This window comes from Sedimentitalea xiamensis (genome assembly GCF_030164465.1).
GTDB lineage: Bacteria > Pseudomonadota > Alphaproteobacteria > Rhodobacterales > Rhodobacteraceae > Sedimentitalea > Sedimentitalea xiamensis.
In genome coordinates this window covers 1-24,681 of the sequence record NZ_JASNJE010000009.1, presented here as the reverse complement: position 1 = coordinate 24,681, position 24,681 = coordinate 1, and the positions used below count along the sequence as shown (strand labels likewise).

Annotated in this window: 24 protein-coding genes and 1 pseudogene; 11 read left to right on the top strand and 14 right to left on the bottom strand. The window is 64.4% G+C overall.

The genetic code is table 11. The features are described from left to right. Positions 1-5: 5 nt before the first annotated feature. The 4 genes from QO034_RS09460 to QO034_RS09445 all read right to left on the bottom strand — a co-directional run bounded on the left by QO034_RS09460 (position 6) and on the right by QO034_RS09445 (position 5,243). Positions 6-1,403 (bottom strand): cbb3-type cytochrome c oxidase subunit I, encoded by a 1,398-nt coding sequence (locus QO034_RS09460; RefSeq protein WP_284485278.1) that lies wholly within the window; start codon positions 1,401-1,403, stop codon positions 6-8. A 15-nt stretch (positions 1,404-1,418) separates the two neighbouring features. Continuing rightward, a complete protein-coding gene (locus QO034_RS09455) occupies positions 1,419-1,871 on the bottom strand; it encodes a c-type cytochrome (protein ID WP_284485277.1) in 453 nt (150 codons plus the stop codon). Between the two features lie 106 nt (positions 1,872-1,977). Beyond that, positions 1,978-3,177 (bottom strand): NnrS family protein, encoded by a 1,200-nt coding sequence (locus QO034_RS09450; RefSeq protein ID WP_284485276.1) that lies wholly within the window; start codon positions 3,175-3,177, stop codon positions 1,978-1,980. Then, on the bottom strand, positions 3,177-5,243 hold the full coding sequence (locus tag QO034_RS09445; protein WP_284485275.1) for a NosR/NirI family protein: 2,067 nt from the start codon (positions 5,241-5,243) through the stop codon (positions 3,177-3,179). The genes QO034_RS09450 and QO034_RS09445 overlap by 1 nt, the downstream gene beginning before the upstream one ends. Positions 5,244-5,352: 109 nt before the next feature. Here QO034_RS09445 and QO034_RS09440 point away from each other — a divergent pair, with 109 nt between their 5' ends. From QO034_RS09440 to QO034_RS09390, 11 genes are all read left to right on the top strand, one after another. Beyond that, complete coding sequence (locus tag QO034_RS09440) at positions 5,353-7,107, top strand: nitrite reductase (protein WP_284485274.1); 1,755 nt, start codon at positions 5,353-5,355, stop codon at positions 7,105-7,107. A gap of 78 nt (positions 7,108-7,185) precedes the next feature. Then, a complete protein-coding gene (gene cobA / locus QO034_RS09435; protein ID WP_284485273.1) occupies positions 7,186-7,971 on the top strand; it encodes a uroporphyrinogen-III C-methyltransferase in 786 nt (261 codons plus the stop codon). A gap of 34 nt (positions 7,972-8,005) precedes the next feature. Continuing rightward, entirely contained in the window at positions 8,006-8,272 is a 267-nt protein-coding gene (locus QO034_RS09430) for a c-type cytochrome (RefSeq protein WP_284485394.1), read from the top strand. Beyond that, positions 8,269-9,411: a cytochrome D1 domain-containing protein gene (locus tag QO034_RS09425; RefSeq protein ID WP_284485272.1), complete on the top strand. Its 1,143-nt coding sequence runs from the start codon at positions 8,269-8,271 to the stop codon at positions 9,409-9,411. The genes QO034_RS09430 and QO034_RS09425 overlap by 4 nt, the downstream gene beginning before the upstream one ends. A 3-nt stretch (positions 9,412-9,414) precedes the next feature. Beyond that, a complete protein-coding gene (gene ahbB / locus QO034_RS09420) occupies positions 9,415-10,407 on the top strand; it encodes a siroheme decarboxylase subunit beta (RefSeq protein WP_284485271.1) in 993 nt (330 codons plus the stop codon). Beyond that, positions 10,404-10,853, top strand: a complete 450-nt coding sequence (locus tag QO034_RS09415) for an Lrp/AsnC family transcriptional regulator (RefSeq protein WP_284485270.1) — start codon at positions 10,404-10,406, stop codon at positions 10,851-10,853. Before ahbB (QO034_RS09420) ends, QO034_RS09415 begins: the two co-directional genes overlap by 4 nt. Beyond that, positions 10,850-11,338 carry a siroheme decarboxylase subunit beta gene (gene ahbB, locus QO034_RS09410; protein WP_284485269.1) on the top strand — a complete coding sequence of 163 codons (489 nt, stop codon included), beginning with the start codon at positions 10,850-10,852 and terminating at the stop codon, positions 11,336-11,338. Before QO034_RS09415 ends, ahbB (QO034_RS09410) begins: the two co-directional genes overlap by 4 nt. Positions 11,339-11,342: 4 nt before the next feature. Beyond that, positions 11,343-12,560 carry a heme d1 biosynthesis radical SAM protein NirJ gene (nirJ, locus tag QO034_RS09405; RefSeq protein WP_284485268.1) on the top strand — a complete coding sequence of 406 codons (1,218 nt, stop codon included), beginning with the start codon at positions 11,343-11,345 and terminating at the stop codon, positions 12,558-12,560. Beyond that, entirely contained in the window at positions 12,532-14,079 is a 1,548-nt protein-coding gene (locus tag QO034_RS09400) for a nitrite reductase (RefSeq protein ID WP_284485267.1), read from the top strand. Before nirJ ends, QO034_RS09400 begins: the two co-directional genes overlap by 29 nt. Next, positions 14,036-14,782, top strand: a complete 747-nt coding sequence (locus tag QO034_RS09395; protein WP_284485266.1) for a CbiX/SirB N-terminal domain-containing protein — start codon at positions 14,036-14,038, stop codon at positions 14,780-14,782. Before QO034_RS09400 ends, QO034_RS09395 begins: the two co-directional genes overlap by 44 nt. Continuing rightward, positions 14,779-15,018 (top strand): hypothetical protein, encoded by a 240-nt coding sequence (locus tag QO034_RS09390; protein ID WP_284485265.1) that lies wholly within the window; start codon positions 14,779-14,781, stop codon positions 15,016-15,018. The genes QO034_RS09395 and QO034_RS09390 overlap by 4 nt, the downstream gene beginning before the upstream one ends. Before the next feature lie 49 nt (positions 15,019-15,067). Here the strand turns inward: QO034_RS09390 and QO034_RS09385 are convergent, their stop codons facing one another. From QO034_RS09385 to QO034_RS23445, 10 genes and pseudogenes are all read right to left on the bottom strand, one after another. After that, a complete protein-coding gene (locus tag QO034_RS09385; RefSeq protein ID WP_284485264.1) occupies positions 15,068-15,457 on the bottom strand; it encodes a c-type cytochrome in 390 nt (129 codons plus the stop codon). Between the two features lie 20 nt (positions 15,458-15,477). Next, entirely contained in the window at positions 15,478-16,404 is a 927-nt protein-coding gene (locus QO034_RS09380) for an FAD:protein FMN transferase (RefSeq protein ID WP_284485263.1), read from the bottom strand. After that, positions 16,401-16,916 (bottom strand): nitrous oxide reductase accessory protein NosL, encoded by a 516-nt coding sequence (locus QO034_RS09375; RefSeq protein ID WP_284485262.1) that lies wholly within the window; start codon positions 16,914-16,916, stop codon positions 16,401-16,403. Before QO034_RS09375 ends, QO034_RS09380 begins: the two co-directional genes overlap by 4 nt. After that, entirely contained in the window at positions 16,913-17,734 is an 822-nt protein-coding gene (locus QO034_RS09370) for an ABC transporter permease (RefSeq protein ID WP_284485393.1), read from the bottom strand. Before QO034_RS09370 ends, QO034_RS09375 begins: the two co-directional genes overlap by 4 nt. After that, entirely contained in the window at positions 17,734-18,633 is a 900-nt protein-coding gene (locus QO034_RS09365) for an ABC transporter ATP-binding protein (protein WP_284485261.1), read from the bottom strand. Before QO034_RS09365 ends, QO034_RS09370 begins: the two co-directional genes overlap by 1 nt. Beyond that, on the bottom strand, positions 18,626-19,888 hold the full coding sequence (locus QO034_RS09360; protein ID WP_284485260.1) for a nitrous oxide reductase family maturation protein NosD: 1,263 nt from the start codon (positions 19,886-19,888) through the stop codon (positions 18,626-18,628). Before QO034_RS09360 ends, QO034_RS09365 begins: the two co-directional genes overlap by 8 nt. 2 nt (positions 19,889-19,890) lie before the next feature. Then, positions 19,891-21,804, bottom strand: a complete 1,914-nt coding sequence (gene nosZ / locus QO034_RS09355; protein WP_284485259.1) for a TAT-dependent nitrous-oxide reductase — start codon at positions 21,802-21,804, stop codon at positions 19,891-19,893. 22 nt (positions 21,805-21,826) lie between these two features. Beyond that, positions 21,827-24,007, bottom strand: coding sequence for a NosR/NirI family protein (locus QO034_RS09350; protein ID WP_284485258.1), 2,181 nt, complete (start codon positions 24,005-24,007; stop codon positions 21,827-21,829). Then, positions 23,998-24,471, bottom strand: a complete 474-nt coding sequence (locus tag QO034_RS09345; RefSeq protein WP_284485257.1) for a hypothetical protein — start codon at positions 24,469-24,471, stop codon at positions 23,998-24,000. The genes QO034_RS09350 and QO034_RS09345 overlap by 10 nt, the downstream gene beginning before the upstream one ends. A gap of 98 nt (positions 24,472-24,569) precedes the next feature. Further along, positions 24,570-24,681, bottom strand: a pseudogene (locus QO034_RS23445) (IS1 family transposase); the annotation flags it as partial.

The window sequence follows — 24,681 nt, the reverse complement described above, 5'->3', positions numbered from 1 at the left end:
CGCCATCACTCCGCAGGCACGTGGTCAGGATCTTCTTCCAGACGGTGGCGCTCGATCGGCCCCGGCGTGACCACTTCGCGACGCGGCATGAAGATCGCGTAGAGGAACAGCAAGACCCCCAGCAGCACCGCGATTCCGGCACCGAACCGCATCCAGTAGAAGATGGCGATGCTGTCCTGAACGTCCATGTAATATTCCCCGATAACCCGCTGCATATGGGTCTGCACGGTGCCGGCAAAGGTCAGGGTGAAGGTCATGAAGACCATGCCACCGGACATCAGCCAGAAAGACGCCATGTTCAGCACCTGGTTGTAAGGGTCGCGGTGTTTCAGGATCGGCATCGCATAGCTCATGATCGCGAGGTTCAGGCAGACATAGGCGCCAAAGAACGCGAGGTGGCCGTGGGCCGCGGTGATCTGCGTGCCGTGGGTGTAATAGTTCACCCCGTGCAGCGTGTGCAGGAAGCCCCAGATGCCGGCACCGAAGAAGGCCAGCGTCGCGCAGCCCAGCGACCACAGCAGCGCGGCCTTGTTGGGATGGTCGCGGCGGCCTTTCCAGACCATCACGAAGGCAAAGGACATCATCGCGAAGAAGGGAATGACCTCGAGGCTCGAGAAGATCGAACCGATCCACTGCCAGTAGCCCGGCGCGCCGATCCAGTAATAGTGGTGCCCGGTCCCGAGGATGCCCGAGAACAGCGCCGCCGCGACGATGACATAGAGCCATTTTTCGACCACTTCGCGGTCCACGCCGGTCAGCTTGAGCATCAGATAGGCGAGGATCGACGCCATGATCAGTTCCCACACGCCTTCGACCCAGAGGTGGATCACATACCACCAGTACATCTTGTCCAGCGACAGGTTCACGGGGTTGTAGAAGGCAAAGAGGAACAGCAGCGCGAGCCCCCAGAGGCCGAGCAGCAGGATGTTGGTGATCGCCGTCTTCTTGCCCTTCAGAACGGTCATCGTCACGTTGAAAAGGAACATCAGGGCCGCAACGACAATGCCCGCCTTGACCCACTTGGGCTGTTCGAGAAACTCGCGGCCTTCCTTGCCGAGAAGCCAGTTGCCTTCAAACAGGTTGAAAAGATAGGTCACGACGACGCCGAGCGTGCCGACGACCAGGATGATCAGCTGCAAGTAGGCGATGGTCGGTGAATGGATCTCGCGCTCCGCCTCTTCCGGGATCAGGAAATAGGCCGCGCCGAAGAAGCCCAGCAGCAGCCAGACGACAAGGCTGTTGGTGTGCAACATGCGGATGATGTTGAACGGCACCAGCTCGGACAGGGTGTTGGGCATGACATAGACCCAGCCGGCCAGCAGCCCGCCGAGGATCTGAACCGCAAACAACCCGAGCGCCACGGCGAAATAGGCGTATGCGATTTTCTGAGATTGATATTTCATTGTGTGGGTCCTTTCTCAGCCCGCATCGTTGGGCGGCCAACCCTGTGCATCGATGGTGTTGGTCCACAGCAGAAAATCGCTGAGCGCGCGGAATTCCTCGTCGGTCAGATCGAAATAGGGCATCTGGCGGCGTCCCTCGATGCCGGTGGGCATCGCCTGCATCCAGCCCTTGAGCGTGTCGAAGGCCGCCTCGGGGTCGTCCTGCACCCCCCAGCGGGTCATGACATTGGCAAGTTCAGGCGCGAAATAGGCCCCTTCGCCCAGGATGCTGTGGCAGTTGATGCAGGCATGGCGTTCCCACACATGCTTGCCGAGGGCAACGCTTTCGGTGATGCCCTCGTGGTCGGTCGACGTGGTGACGATGTATCGGTGCGAATGGGCCGTCAGCCCCACAAATATGATGATAAAGAACAAGGACCCGCCGAAAAAGATGTTTCGGGCCATGCTCTTGGTCATGACTTCGCGCATTGCGCTCTCCTTTGCGCTGCGTTGATTGTCCGGCAACAATGGCGGCGGGCCGGGATTCGATCCTTGGCAAAAGTCAAGTTTTGCGACAATCGTGCAAAAAAGACGTTCAGGGTGACTGCCGCGCCAGGCGCGGCGCCAGCATCGCCGGACCCAGCGCCAGCAGGAACAGCGCGAAGGCGGTGATCCAGATGGCGCCGCTCGCCAGCATCATCGCGAGATATCCTGTCCCGGCCAGGTATGAACCGAACCAGCGGCAGACCGCGGACAGGGCGATCAGCCCATAGGCGACCGCGACCGGTCCGGGCGCCACCAGCGCGCGGCCGGTGTGACCGAGAATGGCGCGGCTCATCACCGCCAGGGTCATGCCGCCGACAGCGCCGATGCCCAGAACATGCAGGCCCGCCACTTCGTCCGCCAGCCCCATGTATCCGCCCCCCCAGAGCGCAAGCCCGACGCCCAGCATCAGCATCGACAGGTGCAGCGCGGCGAGGATCGGGCTGCGCCAGGTCCAGGCCGACCGCCAGCAGGACAACCGCACAAGCTGCGCAATCCCCGCAGCCAGCGCCGCGACGCCCACGATCCGATCGGGAGCGCCAATGAGCAGCAGGAACGGGATCAGGACCGTAAGGCCGTTGGCGATGGGCGCGGCGGCGCGGGGCGGATGCGGCCACAGGCTTTCGTCCACCCCGTCGCGCTTCATCGCATTGCGGGTGAAACCCGGCGTCACTCGGCCGCCCAGGACGGAAATCATCGCGCAGAGCGACAGCAGACCGGCACGCAGGCCGGGAAACAGCGTTCCCTGCGTCGCACCGGTCCATTCCAGGTGCACCAGCAGGTTGCTCGTCCAGAGCAGCGTGACGAAAAGGAGAAACATCAGGTTCTGTGGTTTCGGGCGCTTGACGAGCTGCGCCGCGATCCGCGCCGCGACCAGCGGCTGGAACGCCAGATCGACGACGGCGACCAGAACCGGCGGCAGGACACCCGATGTCGCGACCGCGATCCGACCGGCAAGCCATACCATCACCGCGACAACGATGAAGCGGCGCGCATCGGCCGCGCTGCCGGTCCAGGTCGGCACCGCGGTCATCAGGAAACCGCCGATCGCCGCGCCGGCATAGCCAAAGATCATTTCATGCGCATGCCATTGCGCAGCGGGTATCGCGACGGGCAGCGCAATCGCTGTCGAGTCCGAAAGCTGGGTTCCCAGCCAGATCTCCCAGACCAGGACGGCGGCGACGGCGAAAATCCCCGCCGCCATGAAAAAGGCCCGGAACCCGTCCCCGAACAGGCGCTTGAAGCCCTCCATCACGAGGCCGCCGTTTCCGGCGCCGGCTGGCGTTTGCGGCGCTTCAGGACCGGGCAGGTGTTGTCGTCATTCATCACCACCTGGCAGCGCAGGCACATCACGCATTCATTCGGGTTGATGCGGCCCAGCGGGTCGATCGCGCCGACGGTGCACTTGGTTTCGCAGAGCCGGCATTCGCGCCCGCATTGCGGCCGCCGATGCAGCCAGTCAAAGATCTTCAGCTTCGCCGGTATCGCCAGCGCCGCGCCCAGCGGGCACATGTATCGGCAATAGAAACGCTCGATGAACAGGCCCGCCGCCAAAAGCGCCAGCACGAACAGGACGAAGGGCCAGGCCCGCATCATCCGCATCGAGATCGCGGTCTTGAAAGGCTCGGCCTCGGCAAGGATCAACGCGTCCTTCATCGAATAGAAGGACAGCGCCAGGATCGCCATGAACAGCGAGTACTTGATGATCCACAGCCGCTCGTGCAGCGCATGCGGCACGGCGATCTGGCGCACGCCCAGCTTCTGCGCCAGTTGGTTCGCAAGCTCCTGAAGCGCTCCGAACGGGCACAGCCAGCCGCAGAACACCCCGCGCCCCCAGAACAGCAGCCCCAGTGCGACCCCGGCCCAGAGCGTGAAAATGACCGGTTCGATCAGGAACGTTTCCCAGTGAAAGCCGGTGAGGAGAGATTGCAGGAACGCCACCACCTGCACAACCGACAACTGCCCGTTCAGCCCCCAGCCAAGCCAGACCAGCGTGACCGTCAGGAATCCCGTGCGCACCCGCCGCCAGAGCTTCGGCCGCCGCACGAGGCTTTCCTGGAACAACAGGATCAGGGTCAGAAGCACCTGCATCGCGGCCACGCTGAGAACGGCGTATTTCTTGTCTTGCCAGGACTGTTGCCACAGCGGGGCGGGTTCCGGCGGCGGCGCGACGATAAAGGCGTCGGGCAAGGCATATGGCAGCGAGAGGACGAAAGACACGTCTTCGCCGCTGTCGGTGGTTCGCGACGCCGTCAGTTCCAGAACGAAGGGCTTGGTCGGGTCGAAACCGGGTCCGCCCAGCCGGAACAGGCTGCGTTCCTTCAGATCCGGCGCATCCGCCAGCGGCAGCTTGTCGATCCGGATGTAGCCGTCGTCGGCCAGCGGCAGCCGCAAGGCCCCCTGCACCACCGTCAGCCGGTCAAAGACACCGCTGCGCCGCCAGTCCGTACCCCGGTGCGAATACAGCCCGCGCGACGCGACGAACAGCACCACTTCATCGGGTCCCAGGACCCCCACCGCATGGGAAAATTGCTGCTGTCCCAGGATATTGCGCCCGATCGTGGGCGGGTCGGCCAGCCCGGCCCACAGTTCGACGAAGGCATCGTCTCCCTCGGGGAGCGGCGGCCTGGCGCCAGGCAATTGCGCCCGCGCCTCGTCCATCGATACGCGGCGGTGCGAAAGGGCTCCCCCTGCCTGAAGCGCTGCCCATGTGGCGGGTTCGAACCCGACACGGTCGATCCCGCCGCCCGCAATCAGCCCGCGACCGATCGCCAGGGTGCGCGCCGTGCGAAGAATCGAATCCCGGATCACCCCGGTCGATACAGTCGCCCGCGAAATGATGTCCGGCATGTCCGGTCCGGAACCGGCTCCACCCGGATTTGTCAGGTCGATCCCGGCGAACCCGCCCACGAACCGGGCAATGTCCGCATCCGAAAGGCCGAGCGTCAGGATCGGTTCGCTGTGACGCATCAATCGCGCGCCGATCAGCCGGCCATCGAGGTCGATGGCCACGAGGACATCCAGCGGGCGGCCGGAATAGCCGACCGACCGCGCGATTTCCCAGGTCGACGCGACATACCCCAGGAGACCGTCCTGGCCTTGCACCGACCAGCCCGGCACATCGCCTTCTTCGCGGATCAGCACCGGCGCGGCGTCCAGTCCGAAGATTTCTGCCGCTATTTCGGGCGTTGGTTCGGCCGGAGCGATGCGATTTTCCGACGCGGGCCGGATCGCCTGCGCCATGACTGGCCAGGCGACGCCACATATGAGCATGATGAGCGCGACGGTGACACCGCGGATCAGGACCAAGCGAACCATGACCCTTTGTCGCGCTCTCTCGCCGGGAGAGCCTTAACGAAAGTCAAGGATGGGCCCGCGATTTGGCGTCAGGGTCTTCCTTGCCTCACCAGCGAACGGAGTATTCGTTATGAAATCCACATCAGCCATCCGGCGCGCATCGCTTCTGACAAGCGCTGCTGTCGCACTGGGCCTTGCCGTGACCGGCGTATCGGCCCAGGACAAGCCAAAGGACCACGCCGATAGTCCGGCCGACATGTATGTGCCGTCCATGACAACCCTCGGCGAAATCCGGGTCGAGATTCCAGGCCGCAAGCCTGACGATCCGGTCATGACCGACGAAGAGTTCCAGAGGTCCACCAAGATCTATTTCGAACGCTGCGCAGGCTGCCACGGCGTGCTGCGCAAGGGCGCGACCGGCAAGGCGCTGACCCCCGACGTGACCCGCGCCAACGGCTATGAATACCTGCGCGACTTCATCACCTACGGTTCGCCGGCCGGGATGCCGAACTGGGGCACCTCGGGCGACCTGTCCGAGGAGGATGTGGACATGATGGCACGCTATGTTCTGCTCGAGCCGCCGGCGCCGCCGGAATTCGGCATGAGCGAGATGCGCGAAACATGGCAAGTGCACGTCGCCCCCGAAGATCGTCCGACCGAAAAGATGAACGACTGGGATCTGGACAACCTGTTCTCGGTCACGCTTCGCGATTCAGGCGAAATCGCCCTGATCGACGGGAGCACCTACGAGATCAAGAAGGTCATCAAGACGGGCTATGCGGTCCACATCAGCCGGATTTCCGCTTCGGGACGCTATCTTTTCGTGATCGGCCGCGATGCCAAGGTCAACATGATCGACCTCTGGATGGAAAGCCCCGACACGGTCGCCGAAATCAAGATCGGTGCCGAAGCACGGTCGGTCGAGACCAGCAAGTTTGAGGGATTCGAGGACAAGTACGCCATCGCCGGCGCCTATTGGCCCCCGCAATTCGTGATCATGGACGGTGACACGCTGGAACCCCTGCGGATCAAGTCGACCCGCGGCATGACCTATGACGAACAGACCTACCACCCGGAACCGCGCGTCGCGGCGATCCTCGGATCGCATTACAAGCCCGAGTTCCTGGTCAACGTCAAGGAAACCGGCAAGATCCTGATGGTGGATTACTCCGACATCGAAGCGTTGAAAGTCACCGAGATCAACGCCGAGCGATTCTTGCATGACGGCGGTCTGGACAGCACCCAGCGGTACTTCCTGACCGCAGCAAACGCTCGCGGCAAGGTCGCCGTGGTCGATACCAAGGAAAGCAAGCTGGTTGCCGTGGTCGAAACCGAAGGCCAAACGCCTCATCCGGGCCGCGGCGCCAACATCATGCACCCGACCTTTGGGCCGGTCTGGGCAACGTCGCACCTTGGCGACGACACCGTTGCACTAATCGGGACCGATCCTGAAGGCCACCCCGAGCATGCCTGGAAGATGGTGCAGCAGATCTATGGCCTCGGCGGCGGTTCGCTGTTCGTCAAGACCCACCCGGAATCGGAGCATCTCTATGTCGATGCCACGCTGAACCCGGATGCCGAAGTCTCCGGATCGGTGGCCGTGTTCAAGGTTGCCGACCTGGCAAACGAGGAGCCCGAGTTCACGGTTCTGCCGATCGTCGAATGGGCCGGAATCGCCGAAGGACAGCCGCGTGTTGTGCAAGGTGAATTCAACCAGGCCGGCAACGAGATCTGGTTCTCGGTCTGGAATGCCAAGGACCTGGAATCGGCCATCGTGGTGGTGGACGACAAGACGCTGGAACTGAAACACGTGATCAAGGACGAACGCCTGATCACGCCGACCGGCAAGTTCAACGTCTACAACACCCGCTCCGACGTCTACTGACCTGCGCATTCCGGGGGCCGTGATCCGGCCTCCGGATTTTCCCGAGACCCGTTGCGAGCCAGAAACAGGAGCCAGCACATGTCGTCCACAGGCAAAGTTTTTCTGATTGGAGCCGGACCCGGCGACGCCGACCTGCTGACCCTGCGTGCGGTTCGCATGCTCAACCAGGCGGATGCGGTGGTCTACGACCGTCTCGTGTCGCCCGAAATCCTTGGATTGTCGCCCGCCGGCGCGCAGATGATCCCGGTCGGAAAGGCCCCGAAGTGCCATGCGGTCCCGCAGGACCGGATCAACGAAATCCTCGCCGAACTGGCCGCCCAGGGGCTCACCGTCGCCCGTCTCAAGGGCGGCGACCCGCTGATCTTTGGCCGCGGCAGCGAAGAGGCCGCGTATCTGGCGGACCGCGGCATCGCGGTCGAATACGCCCCAGGCATCACCGCGGCGCAGGGCATGGCCTCCGCGACCGGCGTGCCGCTCACCCATCGCGGCCTGGCGACAGGCGTGCGCTATGTCACCGGACATCGCGCCGCGGACCAGTCGCTCGATCTGGACTGGGCCAGCCTCGCCGATCCCGACACGACGCTCGTGGTCTACATGGGCGCGGCGAACATCTCCGAAATTTCCCTGAACCTGATGCGAAACGGCATGCCGGCCGCGTTGCCGGTCATGGCGATCTGTTCGGCCACCACGCCGCGCGAACGCCGGATCGTGTCGCGACTCGACCAGATCGGAGTGGACATCCAGGCGACACCGATGCCGGCTCCGGTCCTTTTCGTCATCGGCCGCGTCGTATCGCTGTATCGGGCCGGGAACGCCCCCATCCACGAGGAACGGCACCCGCCTGCCGTGGCGGCCGGTGAATAAGATCCTGCTCTACCTGTCCCTGACCGGCGCCGCGATGGCCGCGGACACCGCGCCGGTCAATGGTCCGGCGCTGGCGCAGCTGGTGCAGCAGGACTGCGGCTCGTGCCACGGGCTGACGCTCAAGGGCGGGTTGGGGCCGGATATCCGGCCCGAGGCGCTGTCCCACTACGATCCGCAATCCCTGTCCGCCGTCATCCTCGACGGCATTCCCGGCACCGCCATGCCGCCCTGGCGTCCCCTTCTGACCGAGGCAGAGGTCGATTGGATGGTTACCTATCTCTTGAGCGGAGGAACCGAATGAAACGGTTATTTCTCGCGGCACTGACCGGCCTGACGCTCGCCGGGCCAAGCCTGGCGCAACCGACGGGGGACCTTGGCCTGATCGTCGAACGGGCCAGCGGGTCGCTTCTGGTCGTGGATCAGTCCGACCGCGCCCGGATCGGGCGCATCACCGGGCTGGGCGACCTGTCGCACGCCTCGCTGGTCTATTCGCCCGATGAACGGTTCGCCTATGTATTCGGACGCGACGGCGGGCTGACCAAGGTCGACATTCTGGAACAGTCCGTGGTCAACCGCGTCATGCAGGCCGGCAATTCGATCGGCGGCGCGATTTCCGACGACGGACGCTTTGTCGCCGTGTCGAACTACGAACCCGGCGGCGTCCGGATCTTCGATGCCGACACGCTGGACATGGTGGCGGATATTCCCACCGGGTCAAAAACCATCGGCCTTGTCGACATTCCGGGCACGAAATTCGTGTTCAGCCTGTGGGACGAAGGCGAAACCTGGATCGCCGACATGTCCGGCGAGACTCCCGGGATCACCCGGATTCCGGGCATGGGCAGCAATCCCTATGACGCGCTCGTCACCGGCGACGGGCGGACCTATATCGCCGGCCTGTTCGGCGACGACCACCTGACGGCGCTGGATCTGTGGCAGCCGCAGCCGGAACCGAAACCCATCCTGGATGGTTATGCGAAAGGCCGCGAGGGCCTGCCGGTCTACAAGATGCCGCACCTCGAGGGCTGGGCGCAGGCGGGGGGCGAGTTCGTCCTGCCCGCCGTCGGCCAACACGAGGTCCTGTGGGTCGATGCGCGAAGCCTGACGGAAACCGGACGCACCGAAACCTACGGCCAGCCGGTCTTTGCCATGTCGCGCCCCGACGGGCGGCATGTCTGGGTGAATTTCGCGCATCCGCTGAACGACACGATCCAGGTGATCGACAGCGTCACGAAACAGGTCGTCCATGAATTCAAGCCCGGCCCCGGCGTCCTGCACATGGAATTCACCCCGCGCGGGCGCGAGGTCTGGCTTTCGGTGCGCGACGCCGGAAAGGTCATGGTCTATGACACCCAGACCTTCGAGAAGCTCAGCGAGATCGACGCCGAGAGCCCGTCCGGCATCTTTTTTACCGCACGGGCGCACAGGACGGGGATGTAGGCCATGGATGGTGTCACCGACAGGATCACGCAGTCTCTTCTGGATGACTGGCAGCGCGATTTCCCGATCACGCAACGCCCCTTTCTGAAGGTCGCCGAAACCCTCGGCCTGACCGAATCCGACGTCATCGAACGACTGGAAACCCAACGGGACAACGGACGGATCACCCGCGTCGGCGCCACCTGCGCGCCCAATGCGGTCTCGGCCAGCACGCTCGCCGCCGTCTCCGCCCCCGAAGACCGGATCGAGGATGTCGCGGCGCTGATCGGGGCAGAAGCCGGAATCAACCATTCCTATCTGCGCGAACACGACTGGAACCTGTGGTTCGTGGCCACCGGACCCGACCGCGCCCATGTGAACAACACGCTGAACCGGATCTCGGCGCGCACCGGCCTGCGGGTGATGGACCTGCAGCTCGTGCGTCCCTTCAATGTCGATCTGGGCTTCGCGCTGCGGCGCAACGGCACCGCTCAGAGTGCAAAACGGCCGGTCGATGCCTCGGTGTTCCAGCCCGGCGACCGCCCGATCCTTCAGGCGCTGACGCGCGGGCTGCCTCTGGTTCCGCGCCCCTATGCGGCCCTGGCGGCGACGCTCGACCGGACCGAGGCGGATGTTCTGGCGCGTATCGCTGTTCTCAGCGAGGCGGCGATCATCGCGCGGCTGGGCGTCATCGTGCGCCACAGGGCGCTGGGATGGCGGTCCAACGCGATGGTGGTCTGGGACATGCCGCATGACAAGATCACCACCGCCGGTCCGCTGCTGGCGGCGCAGCCGGGCATCACGCTTTGCTATGAACGCACGCCGGTCGCGGGTCTCTGGCCCTACCGGCTCTATTCGATGATCCACGCCCGCAGCCGCGCCGACGCGCTGGATGTTCTGACCCGCGTCTGCACCCTGCCCGAATTCGCCGATGTTCCGCATATCCCGCTGTTCTCTCTGCATTGTTTCAAACAGACCGGCGCGCTGGTCAGTGAGCCGGCAAAGGAAGTCGCATGACACTGGATGAAACCGACTGCCGGATCCTGAACCACCTTCAGGACGGATTTCCGATCGCTCCGCATCCCTACCGTATGGTTGCCGAGGAACTGGGGCTGGCGGAATCCGACCTGCTGGACAGGCTTGCCCGGATGAAGGAGTCGCGCGTGATCACGCGGTTCGGGCCGTTCTTTGACGCCGCCGCCATCGGCGGGGCCTTCTGCCTCTGCGCCATGGCGGTTCCCGAAGACCGTTTCGAAACCGTCATGACCAAAGTCAATGCGCATCCCGAGGTGGCGCACAATTATGAACGCACGCATCGGCTCAACATGTGGTTCGTTCTGGCGACGGAAACGCGCGAGGAGATCGACCAGGTGGCCGAAGCGATCGAGCTGGAAACGGGGCTGAAGGTCCTCTGCTTTCCGAAACTGCAAGAATTCTTCATCGGGTTCCGAGTCGCCGCATGACGATCGACGCCACAGACCGCCGGATCATCGCCGCCACCCAGGCGGGACTTCCGCTCGTGTCCGAGCCCTATGCCCGGATCGCCGCCGAACTGGGCCTGACAGAGGCAGCCCTGTGCGACCGGTTGCGCGCGATGCAGGACAGCGGTGTCATTCGCCGGATCGCGGTTGCCCCAAATCACTACAAGCTTGGCATGACCGCCAATGGCATGTCGGTCTGGGACGTGGCGGATGACCGGGTCGCCGAACTCGGGCAGATGGTCGGCAATCTGGATGGCGTGACCCATTGCTACGAACGGCCCCGCGCCCTGCCCGACTGGCCCTACAACCTGTTCGCCATGCTGCATGGCGGCAGCCGCGAGGATGTCGAAGCCCAGCGTGTCGGGATCGCCGCGCTCCTGGGCGATGCCTGCCGGGGGCATGACATTCTCTATTCCACACGCATTCTGAAAAAGACCGGGCTGCGGTTGCGCAGCCAGAAAGGTTAGCGCGATGTTCCGCCTGTCCGAATACATGCACCAGCTTGTCCACCCGACCCCGGTGCGCACCCGGCGCGGCAGCGGTGGGGTCAAACCGGTGGTGATCTGGAACCTGACCCGCCGCTGCAACCTGAAATGCCGCCACTGCTATACGGTTTCGGCCGACGTGCATTTCCCCGGAGAGCTGTCGCACGACCAGGCGGTCGCGACTCTGGACGACCTTGGCCGGTTCGGCATCCCGGCCCTGATCCTGTCGGGCGGGGAACCGCTGGACCGGTTCGATTTCTTCGATCTCGCAAAGCAGGCCCGCCCGCTGGTGCGGATGCTGGCGCTGTCCACCAACGGCACCAAGATTCATGGTGACACGGCGGACCGGGTGGCGGAGATCGGATTCGACTATGTCGGCATTTCCATCGACGGAATCGGCGAGACGAACGACTGGTTCCGCGGAGTCGACGGTGCGTTCGACGATGCCGTGCGCGGCGTGCGCGAATGCAAGCAACGGGGGATCAAGGTCGGCCTGCGGTTCACGCTGACACGGGACAACGAAAGCCAGTTGCCCGACCTGCTGAAACTTTGCGACGACGAAGGCGTGGACAAGTTCTATCTCTCGCACCTGGTCTATGCCGGCCGGGGCGACAAGAACCGGGGCGAGGACGCGGTGCATGACCATACCCGCCGCGCCATGGACATTCTCATCGACAAGGCGTGGAACGACGCGAGGACGGGATGGCCGCTCGATATCGTGACCGGCAACAACGACGCCGACGCCGTCTATCTGATGAACTGGGCCGCCGGACTGTTCGAACAGGACAAGCTCGACAACCTGCGCGACCATCTCGAAGCGTGGGGCGGCAATTCCTCGGGGCTTGGCGTCGCCAATATCGACCACCAGGGCAAGGTGCATCCCGATACCTACTGGTCCGACTACACCATCGGCAGCGTGAAGGACACCGCGTTTTCCGAACTCTGGACAGGGGGCGATCCGATGCTGGCGCAGTTGCGGCTCCGGCCGCGCCCGCTCAAGGGCCGTTGCGGATCCTGCGCGTTCCAGTCTGTCTGCGGCGGCAACACCCGCATCCGGGCGCTGCAACTGACCGGCGATCCCTGGGCCGAAGACCCGGCCTGCTACCTGTCCAATGCGGAGATCGGCATCGAGGAGGCCGAACGCCTGACCGTCACACCGTTCCGGGGGAAACGCCATGATCCGGCGCATGATTTCAGCCTCTAGCCTCGTCCTTCTGGCCTCTCTGGCGTCGGCGGAACCCGCGCAGGACTATGCCGACAACTGCGCGTCCTGTCATGGCGATACGCGGCTGGGCGGCACCGGTCCGGCGCTCATCCCCGAAACCCTGGGGCGGATGCGCGGACCCAACCTGGAATCCGTGATCGCGCAGGGCCGGGCGGCGACGCAGATGCCGGCCTTCGGCGAGGATCTCGGGGCGGACCGCATCGCTGCCCTGGCCGAATACCTGCAAACGCCGCTCGACTCGGTGCCGGACTGGGGGCCTGAGCAGATCGCGGAAACCCTGTGGTTCGATCCCGACTACAGCGCAGCGCAGGCGCCGGCCTTCGATGCCGACCCGATGAACATCACGCTGGTCGTGGAAACCGGCGATCACCACGTCAGCGTGCTGGATGGCGATACCTTCGAGGTGCTCGACCGGTTCGAAACGCCCTTTGCCGTGCACGGCGGGCCGAAATTCAGCCCCGACGGACGCTATGTCTTCATAATGTCCCGCGACGGATGGGTGCAGAAATACGATATCTGGTCGCTGCATCAGGTCGGCCGTGTCCGCGCCGGACTGAACAGCCGCAATATCGCCATCAGCAAGGACGGGCTGCATCTGGCGGTGGCCAACTACCTGCCGATGACGCTGACCTTGCTGTCCACCGCCGATCTGAGCGTGGAGAAGGTGATGCCCGTCATTTCCAAATCCGGCGTCAAGAGCCGCGTCAGCGCGGTCTATCAGGCCCCGCAGCGGGACAGTTTCATTCTCGCGCTCAAGGACCAGCCCGAGATCTGGGAAGTCGCCACCGACCCCGATGCGGATCCCGTCTACGAAGGGTTCATCCACAGCCAGGAAAAGGACATGATCGAGGCGATCCCTTCGTCCGAAGGCCTGTTTGCGCGCCGGAGGATCGAGACCGCGGAACCGCTGGACGACTTCTTTTTCACCGATGACTACCGCCACCTGATCGGGGCGGCGCGGGACGGCGCGCGCGGTGTCGTCGTCAACCTGAACGTCGGGCGTGAAATCGCCGAACTGCCCCTGCCCGGCATGCCGCATCTGGGGTCCGGCATAAGCTGGGAACTGGACGGGCGCCGCGTCATGGCCACGCCCCACCTGAAGGAAGGCAAGCTGTCGATCATCGATACGACAGACTGGACGGTGCTGAAAACGATCGAAACCGAAGGGCCGGGTTTCTTCCTGCGCAGCCACGAGGATTCCCCCTATTTCTGGGCCGACGTGTTCTTCGGCCCGAACAAGGATGCCATGCACGTCATCGACAAGCAGTCGCTTGAAATCGTCAGGACGCTACGCCCGGAACCCGGCGCAACCGTCGCGCATGTGGAATTCACCCGCGACGGGCGCTATGCTCTTGTTTCGGTATGGGAGGACGACGGCGCGGTGATCGTCTATGACGCCGCCACGCTGGAAGAGGTCCGCCGCCTGCCGATGCGCAAACCATCCGGGAAATACAATGTCTGGAACAAGATCACCTTCTCTGAAGGCACAAGCCACTAGATCGGCGATCATCGTCAGCCACGGCCAGCCGTCCGATCCGGATCCGGCGGAACGCGCTCTGGCGGATCTGACGGCGCGGGTCGCCGCGCTGATGCCCGGCTGGCGGCTGGCCAGCGCGACGCTCGCCAAGCACGGGGCGCTGGACGCCGCCGTCGCCGAGGTCGGGCGCGACGCCCTGATCTACCCGTTGTTCATGACCGACGGCTGGTTCACGCAGACGACCTTGCCCAAACGTCTTGGCGCCGCGCAGGCGCATATCCTTGCGCCTCTGGGAACCGATCCGTCCCTGCCGGATCTGGCAGTCCACTGGCTGGCGGAGGAACTTCGGACGAGACGCTGGCAGGCCCGTGAAACCACCCTGATCGTGGCCTCTCATGGCTCTGGCAAGAGCCGGAACTCGGCGCGCGATACCCGGCGTTTCACCGACGCGCTGACGGCGGCCATGCCCTTTGCCGACGTGCGGACCGGATATATCGAAGAAAGCCCCTTTCTCGGGGATATCGTTTTCGATCTGCCCGAACAGTCCATCTGCCTGCCGTTCTTCGCGGCCGAAGGCGGGCATGTGACCGACGACATCCCGGAAGCGCTCGATCTCGCCGATTTCCGGGGCCTGAGGCTGGCACCGGTCGGAACCCATCCGGCGATCCCGGCCCTCGTGGCCCAGGCCCTGCACGCCGAAGCCCGGCGGCTGGAGGCGGCATGACCGACGCGCCATCCGGCCTGTCCTTCGGCAAACTGTTCCTGTTGCTCTACGTGTTCACCGCCGGAGCAGTCGCGATCAACCTTTTCATGCTGGGGCTGATGGGGCAGGCCATCGGATTGCCCGCCCTGTCGCCAACCACCGCGCTGCTGCTGAGCATTCCGCTCGGTCTGCCCGCCAATTGGCTCGTGACCCGTTGGGTGCGCGGCCTGATGGACGAGGCGGACGGCACAAAATGAAACGCCCCGCCGAAACCGGCGGGGCGTTCGCACAGTCCTGGGGCCGGCCTTATTCTGCCGGGAAGGTCTGCAGATAGGCGATCACGTCTTCGACGTCGTCTTCCTTGCGAAGTCCCGCGAACGACATCTTGGTGCCCTTCATGAAATCCTTGGGCTTGGCCAGGAATTCCTTCAGCGAGTCTTCGTCCCAGACAAGTCCGCCGGCCGCGGCTTCGAGCATCGCGTCGGAATACTTGAACTCGTCGCCCAGATGCGCCGCCGGGGCCCCGACGATCCCGTTCAGGGTCGGACCGACCTTGTTCTTCGCATCGGCGCCGACTTCGTGACATGCCTTGCATTTCTTGAAGACATTCTCACCCTTTTCCGCGTCTCCGTCGGCAAACACCGGCGCGGACAGCGCAACGAGCATGGTGGCCGAGCTAAGAATTGATTTGATCATTTTCGAGGTCCTCCTAGGAATCATATCAGTGTTTCTAGCGTAGTATTCGGAAAGGTTCCAATGGCATGTGCCAAATCGGCCGGGGACATCAGACACCCGGCGGTCGACAGGCCATCGGCGACAGCCGCCTGCGGCGCAGAGACCGAAACCAGCCGGTTGATCGCTTTGGCATCCGCGCTGCGCGGATCCAGAATGTGGCCGATCCCGGCCGCGGGCACCAGCATCGTTCCGGCCGGGGACGACGTTGCGACGGCACGGTCCCTGAGAACCACGCGCTGGACGATCTCGCCGTCGGGCGCGGCGATCCCCGCCTGCCAGGGCATGCCGTCCGGACGGCGCCCCATCGCGACGATTTCGCCGAAATCGATCAGCACGTTGCGCAGGCCGCGCTCGGTCAGCAGGGCTCCGATCCGGTCCGTGACATAGCCCTGCGCCACCCCGTTCAGGGTCAGGGCCATACCGGGGCGATCCAGCCGCGCCTCCTCCGTGTCGAACCGCACGCCGTTCCAGCCGACCAGCGACTGCGCCGCCTCGATCTCCCGGTCCGTGGCGGCGCTGCCGCGGGTTGCCCGCAACAGCCACATCGGCTGCAACGTCGGATCGAAAGCCCCCGCAGTCGCACGGTTCAACCGGTCACACAGGCTCAGCAGGTCCAGAAGTTCCGGAGCTGGCGCACGCACGAGGCCGGTTTCATTCAGTTGCACGAGCTGGGAATCCGGCCGATACAGGCTGAATATCCGTTCCAGCCGGTCCGCCTCATGTTCCACGGCGCGGAACACGGGCCGGGCTTCGGCGTCGGTCAGACCGGCGAGTTTCATGGAAGCGCCCGCTCCCATCGTGTGGCCTGTCCAGTAGGCCACAGGCGCGGCCGACGCCCCGGTCGAGAGCGTCATCGCGGTGGCTGCCGATATCGACAGGAAACGGCGTCGGTTCAGTTTCGGTGTCATGCCGGGTCCTCCAACGGAGCATCAAGATCGACCGGTGCCAAGGCCGCGGCATCCGGAATTCTGTCCAGTTCAACGATGCTGCCACCGTATCGCTGCACGAAACGCTGGGCGGCGGCCTCGTCCGCGAAAGGTACGATTTCCGGCGCGCCCATGCCACCCTTCACGCCGGCGTCTACGACGAAATGCGCGGTTTGCGCGGCGATCCAGTTGTCAGGTTCGACCTCATTCCACGCCTTCGCGACCCCCATGTCGCTCACGTAGATCGCCACGATGTCCGCACTGCGCTCGGGGCTTTTCAGATAGGCGACGAGGTCGCGCACCTGCGCAAAGAACAGCGGCGCCGGCATGCCGTCCAGATGGATCTGCCCCTTCGGACCGCCGTGTTCGGAGACGTTCATCTGGCAGAAGAAACTCAGGGCGTCTTCGGTCATGCTGGCCGGCGGCGGCGCGTCGGCCACGTCTTCGCGGCAGGCCGCCACGAGCAGGAGCGCGAGGATCAGGGGCGTTCTCATGGCTCCAGCCTCGCGAAGAAACGGCGTGCCAGAAGCAGGCCGAGGGCAGGCCAGACCGACAGCGACACCGGCGCGACCCAGGCCGGAAGCGCGGCGGCGGCACCGCCAAGGCCGGTTGCCATCGCGACCCCGTCGGATGCGGCGATGTTCCAGAGCCGGAAGGCATCCGCCGGATTGGCCGCCATCAGCCAGGGGAAAACCTGCTGCGTGAACCATCCGCCGGCGTCAAAGACCACGGCCCCCAGCAACCCGAGGTCGTAGAGCACGACGAAGACCAGCCACAGCCCCGCACTGAGCCCAGCGGCGCCCGTCGCGCTGCCCGCAAGCGCCGACAGCATGTAGCCAAGGGCAAGAAAGGCCGCACCCAGCAGGATCGAGGTCAGGACGAGGCGCAGCAGGGCGATCAGACTGGCGGCGTCGACCCCTCCGAAAAACGCCGCCAGCGCCCCGGCGGTGCCAAAACCGATGGTCATGGCAAACCCCAGGGCTGTCAGATGCGCCAGGAACTTGCCCAGCAGGATCTCGGCCCGGCTGACCGGATAGGACAGGAGCAGGCCCAACCCGCCGCGTTCCGCCTCTCCGGCGATGGAATCAAACGCCATCATCAGGGCCAGCAAGGGCGCGAGATAGACCGACAGGGTGGTCATGGACGCGACCGAAACCGTCAGCATGTTGACACCCAGCGAACCCGTCGGGGCGCTGCCCGCAAGCGTCAGCGCGACCGCGAACAGCACCATGATGACGGTCGCCATCAACAGCCAGCGGTTGCGCCGGGTGATGGTCGCCTCGATCCGGGCGATGGCGAGGATGCGGCGGATCATTGGCCGTCTCCCTTGGAATAATGGCGATACAGATCTTCCAGCCGGGGCGGGTGCATTTCGATGTCGGCCACCGCCTCGCCCATGGCGGACAGGCGGCGCAATTCGGCCATCTTGCGGTCCGGCGTGCAAAGGAGGTCGACCGAGACCCCGTTGACCCGCGTGCCGCCGGTCTCGCTGGCGATCCGGTCGGCGGCGTCGGCATGTGCCCGGACCCGCAGCCGCGTCGGCAGACCCGCGCGCAGGCTCAGGTTGGCCAGCGTGTCGTCGGCGACCAATCGTCCGTCGCGCAGGATGGCGATGCGGTCGGTGCGGGCCTCGACTTCCGTCAGGGTATGGCTGGCGATCACGACGGCGGTGCCGTGATCGGCCATTTCGTCGATGATCGCATAGAGTTCGTGGCGCGAGATCGGGTCGAGCCCGGATGTCGGTTCGTCCAGAAGCGCCAGTTTCGGGCGCCCCAGAAGCACCTGGGCAAGGCCGAGCCGCTGGCGCATGCCCTTGGAATAGGTGCCGATGCGCCGGTCGGCCGCGCCGGCCAGGCCGACCCGGTTAAGATAGCCCGCGACTTGCGCCACGGGGCAGTCGGCCAGACGTGCGAACAAGGTCAGTTGCTCGCGCCCGGTGAGCGATTTGTGAAACGCGACCGCCTCGGGCAGATAAGCGGTGACGGTGCGGGCATGGGCGCTTCCCGGTCGCGCCCCATCGATCGTGATCGCGCCGTCATCCAGCGTCGTGAGGCCGAGCACCGCTTTCATCAGCGTCGATTTTCCGGCTCCGTTATGACCCAGAAGGGCAATGCGCTGGCCGGGTTCCGCTCGCAGGGAAACGTCATCGAGAACCCGCAGCGCGCCGCGGGATTTTCCGGCGTTTTCAATGCTTAAGATGGAGTCAGCCATTGTGGTCTCCTGCAAACTCGGGCACATCGACCGGGGCGGGCCGCATCAACGGGAAACTGTCCATGACGCCCCCCGGCAGCAGCGCGGGAAAAGCCGCCTGCGACCAGCGGACGAGCTGCACCGCGGGCGAGCCGAGCAGCAGCTTGGCGGCCGGCTGGGTCCAGAGCACATGATCCATCGCGTCATTGGGGCGATAGGGCACATCGGCGATTCCGTTGCCGTCCAGATCATAGGCGGCAAAGTCGCTCCAGTGATTGCCTTTTCCGTCCCTGGACCATTCGTCCCATCGGGTGCTGACGTATTTCACCTGGGTGCGGTTGCCGACAAAGGCATTGCCGGTGATCTCGTTGTCCGCGGACCCTGCGGTGAAGTGGATGCCGATGTCGCAGCCCTCGAACCGGTTGCCCGAAAAGCTGTTCTTGTTCGAATTGTACAGGAACGCACAGCGGTTCTGCCCGTTCTGCACAAGATTTCCGCTGATCTCGGAATTGTTGGTGTAGTTCATCATGATGCCGTGTTCACGGTCGTTGACCGACAGGTTGCCGATCACTTTCACCCGCTTGGAGAACATCACCGCATAGCCCAGATCGTTGCCGATCGAGACGTTGCCGCTGACTTCGGACTGGTTGGCATACATGTAGTGCACGGCGAAGCGCAGGTCGCGGAAACGGTTGCCGGTAAAGACGTTCCGCTTGGAGGAATTGACGAAGATCCCGTCGCGGCCCCAGCGCACGTCGTTGCCGTCGACCACCGCGCCCGGCGCGTTCCAGACATAGATGCCGTTGCCACGGTCGTTCATGCGGCGGTCCTGCCGTCCTTCGATACGGTTGCCGGTCACGAGCGCGTCGCGCGCCCCGTGGATGTCGATCCCGTAGAGATTGCCGAGCAACAGGTTGTCACGGACGACGGCGCCGGTTGCGCCCTCTTTCAGTTGCACGCCAGAGTCGATTGTTTCGTGATCCGATCCCGAGCCGGTGATGGTCAGCCCCTGCACCACCACGCCCGGCACGGTGACTGTGACAACGCTGCCCTGCCCGCCTCCGTCCAGCGTGGCATGGCCCTGCCCGTCCAGCGTCACCGGTTTGTCCAGGACAACGGTTTCGGAATAGGTGCCGGGCCGCAGGGCGAGCGTATCGCCCGGCGCGGCCCGGCCCAGGGTTTCGGCAATGGCCCCCGGCCTGAGCGGCACGTCCCACTCTGCCGCCCAAAGCGGCAGGGCGGTCAGAACCAGCGCAATTGTCAGGGGCCAGCGCATGGTCAGCTTGCCCGCGGTTCGACGAGCATGCGGCCGCGCATTTCCATGTGCAGCGCGTGGCAGAACCACTGGCAGTAATACCAATGCACGCCGGGCCGCGCGGCAATGAAGGTGACAGAGGCGGTCGCCTGCGGCGCGACCTCCATCGCGACACCGAAGTTCGCCATGCAGAAGCCATGCGTCACGTCGTCGATGTCATCCATGTTGGTGACATAGATGGTGACTTCGTCGCCCTGCTGCACGGTGAATTTCTCCATCGAGAACTCCGGCGCGACCGAGGACATGTAGACCCGGACCTTGTTGCCGTCCCGGATGATTTCCTCGTGGCCCCAGTCCAGATCGACGCCATCGGCTTCGGCCTGCTTGCGGGCGTCTTCCCACATCGGATCGTTGCGGTCCCAGATATCGACCGGGTTCACGATGTCGGCGCGCACGATGATGCTGTCATGCGGTTCGGCAAAGGTCGGCCCGTCATGCACGACACGCAGTTCGCTTTCGGACAGGTCGATGATCTGCTCGTTCTCCGGCTTGAGCGGACCCGTGTTGAGGAACCGGTCCTTGGAAAACTTGTTCATCGAGATCAGCCACTTGCCGTCGGCTTCCTTGGTTTCGCCCATCGAGGTCGAGTTGTGCCCCGGCTGGTAATGCACATCGACCTTCTGTTCGATCGGATCGACGTCTTCGCCGGCATAGGCGCGCAGGGCCTTGTCGATGTTCCACTTGACGATCTGGCTGTCCAGGAACAGCGTCGTGAAGGCGTTGCCCTGACCGTCGAATGCGGTGTGGAGCGGGCCGAGACCCAGCTGCGGTTCGGCGACGATACAGGACCGCGGGTCGGCGTCGCTGTCAAACAGCGCATCGACCTTCGTCACGTCGATCACCGAAACCGTCGGCGACAGCTTGCCGTTGATCATCACGTGCTTGCCATCCGGCGCGGTGTTGCAGCCGTGCGGGCTGTTGGGGATCGGAATGTAGCGGGTGAACTGGCTGTTGGCGCTCTTGCGCCCGTCGACCACCGGAACGCCATTCAGTTCCTGGAAATTGCCCGCGGCCACGGCCTCTTCGATGGCCTTGATGTTGAAGACGACGCAGTGGTCCATCTCGTTGGCGGTCATCTCGGCCAGGTTCATGCCCATTTCCGAGTTGTAGCTGGTCGAGAAGGCGTATTTGCCCTGATAGTCGCAGTCGGTGTTGTCGAGGTTGCCCGACACGATCACCTGCCAGGCGACCTTCATCTCGTCGCCGTCGATGGCGGTGAAGATGTTCACGTATTCCTCGGGCTTGTCGAGGATCGTTCCGTCGTTGACCAGCGGCGCCTCGTGTTCGCCATTGGCGAAGACATAGCCGGTGCGCGGGTATTTCTGCGGACGCATGCCGTGGATGTCATGCGCGTTCGGGATCTCGATGATCTTGTCGCATTTCATCACGTCGCAGCGCACGCGGGCGACGCGGGTGTTGGCCTTGTCGTTCATGAACAGGTAGCGCCCGTCATAAGTGCCGTCGGTGAACGACATGTGCGGGTGGTGCAGGTCGCCGTTGTCGTAGGTCGTCTTGCCGTTGGCGGCCAGGAATGCCTTGGTTTCCGGCAGCAGCCCTTCGGTCAGCACCTTGAGGCTTTCGTTGGTCTGGCCCCAGCCGGTGGCCGAGCAGCGGTTGAACACCGGCACCCGCATCAGTTCCCGCATCGACGGGAAGCCGAGGATGCGCAACTCGCCGGTCTGGCCCGAGGACCAGAAGCCGTAGTATTCGTCAAGCTCTCCGGGTTCGAGATTGATCTTGCCGGCGGCCCGCGCCGCGGTGCCCGAACTGTTCAGCAGCGCGCCGCCGATGCCGGTTCCCGCCAGCACCGCGCCGGTCGCGGTGGCGCCCAGCATACCGCGCCGGGTGAGGGCGAGTTCCTTGAATGATTTTGACATGATCTGTTCCTCCTTCTGGGATTCAGGTTTTGGCCAGCTTCGGGGGCGGGCCCTTCTTGAGAATGTCGTCGCTGACCTTTCCGACAGCGGCGCGTCGTTTCAATTGCCGGATCACCACCGGGCATTTCGCGTCGGACTGGTAAAGCACCTGGCAGTGCAGGCAGTTGACGCATTCGTTGGGGTTGATCTCGCCCGTCGGGTGGATCGCCTGGACAGGGCATTCGTTGGCGCAGGTCTGGCACGGGCTGCCGCATTCCTTGTAGCGGCGCAGCCAGTCGAACATCCGCATCCGCGCCGGGATCGCCAGCGCCCCGCCCAGCGGGCAGAGGTAGCGGCAGTAGAACCGTTCGACGAAGAGACCGATCACCAGAAGAGTCACGGCGAAGACGACGAAGGGCCAGTCGCGCACGAATTTCAGGATGATCGCGGTCTTGAAGGGCTCCACCTCGGCCAGTTTCTCGGCCAGCGGGATCGACGCCAGCGACACGCCGAAGAGGCCCAGGAAGATCATGTACTTGATCGGCCAGAGACGTTCATGCAGGCTCCAGGGCAGTTCCCACTGCGGCACTTTCAGAGCGCGGGCGATCTGGTTGGTGAGTTCCTGCAACGCGCCGAACGGACAGAGCCAGCCGCAATAGGCGCCCCGTCCCCAGAAAAGCAGCGCGGCCGCGATGGCGAACCACTGGATGAAGACCAGCGGGTCGAGCAGGAAGGCATCCCAGGTGAAGCCGGTGCGCAGGGAACCGGCGAGCGCCATCAGATTGACAACGGACAGTTGCGCATTGGCATACCAGCCGATGAAGAACAGGCTCATCGTCAGGAAGGAGATGCGCACCCAGTAGAAAACCCGCGCGTTCGCGGTGGCCTGGAACTGGAAGAAGAAGATGCCGGTCAGCGTCAGCAGCATGGCGAGGAGAATGGCGATTTCCACCACCCGGTCGCGCCAGATCCGTTGCCACAGCGCCGTCTTCGCCGCGGCCTCGGCGCCGTCGTCCTCGACCACGGCCGGCCCGGATTTGGGCAGCGGCAGCAGGTATTTCTCCGGCAGGTCATAGCCAAGGTCGAAGGTCAGAAAGGTCTTTTCCACCGCGCCGATGGCCCGCTGCGCCAGCAACTGGACACGGAAGGGTTCGGTCGGGTCGAACCCGGCATCGGCCGGAATCGTGAAGATGTCCAACTCGGTGAAACTGGGGGCATCCGGCGCGGCGAGCGTGCGCAGCCGTTCGTGCTGCTTGTCGGTCCAGCGCACCGCGTTGTCACCCTGGATCAACTGGATCCGGTCGAACAACCCGCCGCGCACATAACCCGATCCCTTGAAGGAATACTTGCCCCGCGCCATGAGAAGCAGCGCCTGTTCGCCCGGTTGAAGCCGGTCGGTCAGGTTGGCGTATTCTTCCGGCCCCAGCAGGCTGAGTCCGATCGCGGGCACGCTGACCAGAGCGGCGTGCATGTCGATATAGGTGTCTTCCGGCGCGCCGGATTCCGGCCGCGCGATGGCGCGTTCGTCGCCGGTTTCCTCGAACGCCGCGTTGATCTGCCCCACGTCCAGCGCCAGCCTGCGGACCGACCCGTCACCGGTAAGCGTCACCCAGTCGCGCGTGTCCGTCTGATCCATGTCGATCTCGCGCGCCGGGCCGCCACTGTCCGCCGGGGCCAGCCCTCCGAGATTGAGCGCGCGGGCGACCTTGATCCCGGCGCGCACCAGGCTGTCGTCGATCACCATGATGGTGACGGTCGCGCCCGAGATGATGTCCAGGTCATGCGCCTCGCCGCCGGCGGCGGCCTCGGCCGCGAGATCCATGCCGCGATAGCCTTCCGTCAGGGCCACGATCTTCGAGTTCGGGATGCCGATCAGAACGATCGGTTCGGAATGCTTGACCAGTTGCACGCCGGTCAGCACCGCATCCGGCGAAATCGCCGCGACCACATGGATCGGCTTGCCGGAATAGCCGGTGGTGCCGACGAAATCCGAGGTCAGGAAGGCCCAGGCGACCGTCTCGCCGCCCCGCAGGACGGGCGCGACGGGAATATCGTCGCGGATCGCCCCGAAAGCCTCGGCCTCCGGCGCAAGATCGGCCGGGGAAAGTTCGGAGAGAAAACTGGCGAGCGTGTCCGCATCGGCGCGGGGCGCGGTCAGACCGACCAGTGCGGCGGCAAGCAGTATCGCGGAAAGGAACAGGGAAGCAGCGCGTTTCAAGACCACGCCCCCCCTGCCGAGAATCGTGTCGGGACCATGAGGGGAAGATCCAATGAGTTAGGGATTGACTGCCAAAGCGGCGGGCCGCGCGTGTCTGGCCAGAACCGGGCGGCGCCTTGCGGCACATCGGCGTCTTGGGCGCCATAAAGCCGGACCGCGCCGCCGGGTGCCGTCACAGCCACGACCGCGGCTTGCGGAACGGCCATCGGCACCGGACCGCCGAGAACGCAGGGGCAGCAATCCTCGCAACTTTCCGGAGCCACGGGCGCGCCGTCCTCGGCCGAGACATCCAGGAGCACTGTTTCCGCTCCGAATTCACCACAGATTTCGACCCACATGCTGCCCGACGCCTGGGCGGAGGCCAGCGGAAAGACTTGCAGGACCAAGGCCATGATTCCGATCAGCGCGCACAGAAGCCGCCGCCGTTTCAGGGCGGTGCGTCCGGTGCAAAGGGAATCGGCAGGTTTCACGAAAGATCCGTCGGTTGCGGGTTCACTTCCGTGCTTAAAGGTGAGTCTGGTATTGCGACTTGACGAAAGTCAACAGGGGTGGGGTTTTGGGTAGTGGGTCAGTTTGAATTATCTTTTTTGCGAGGCTTGTAGGGGCCGCGCTTTTTCGGTGCTGGCTCTGCCGCATCAATCAAGGCAACGATATCTTCAACTTCCCACGGGCTGGCTGAC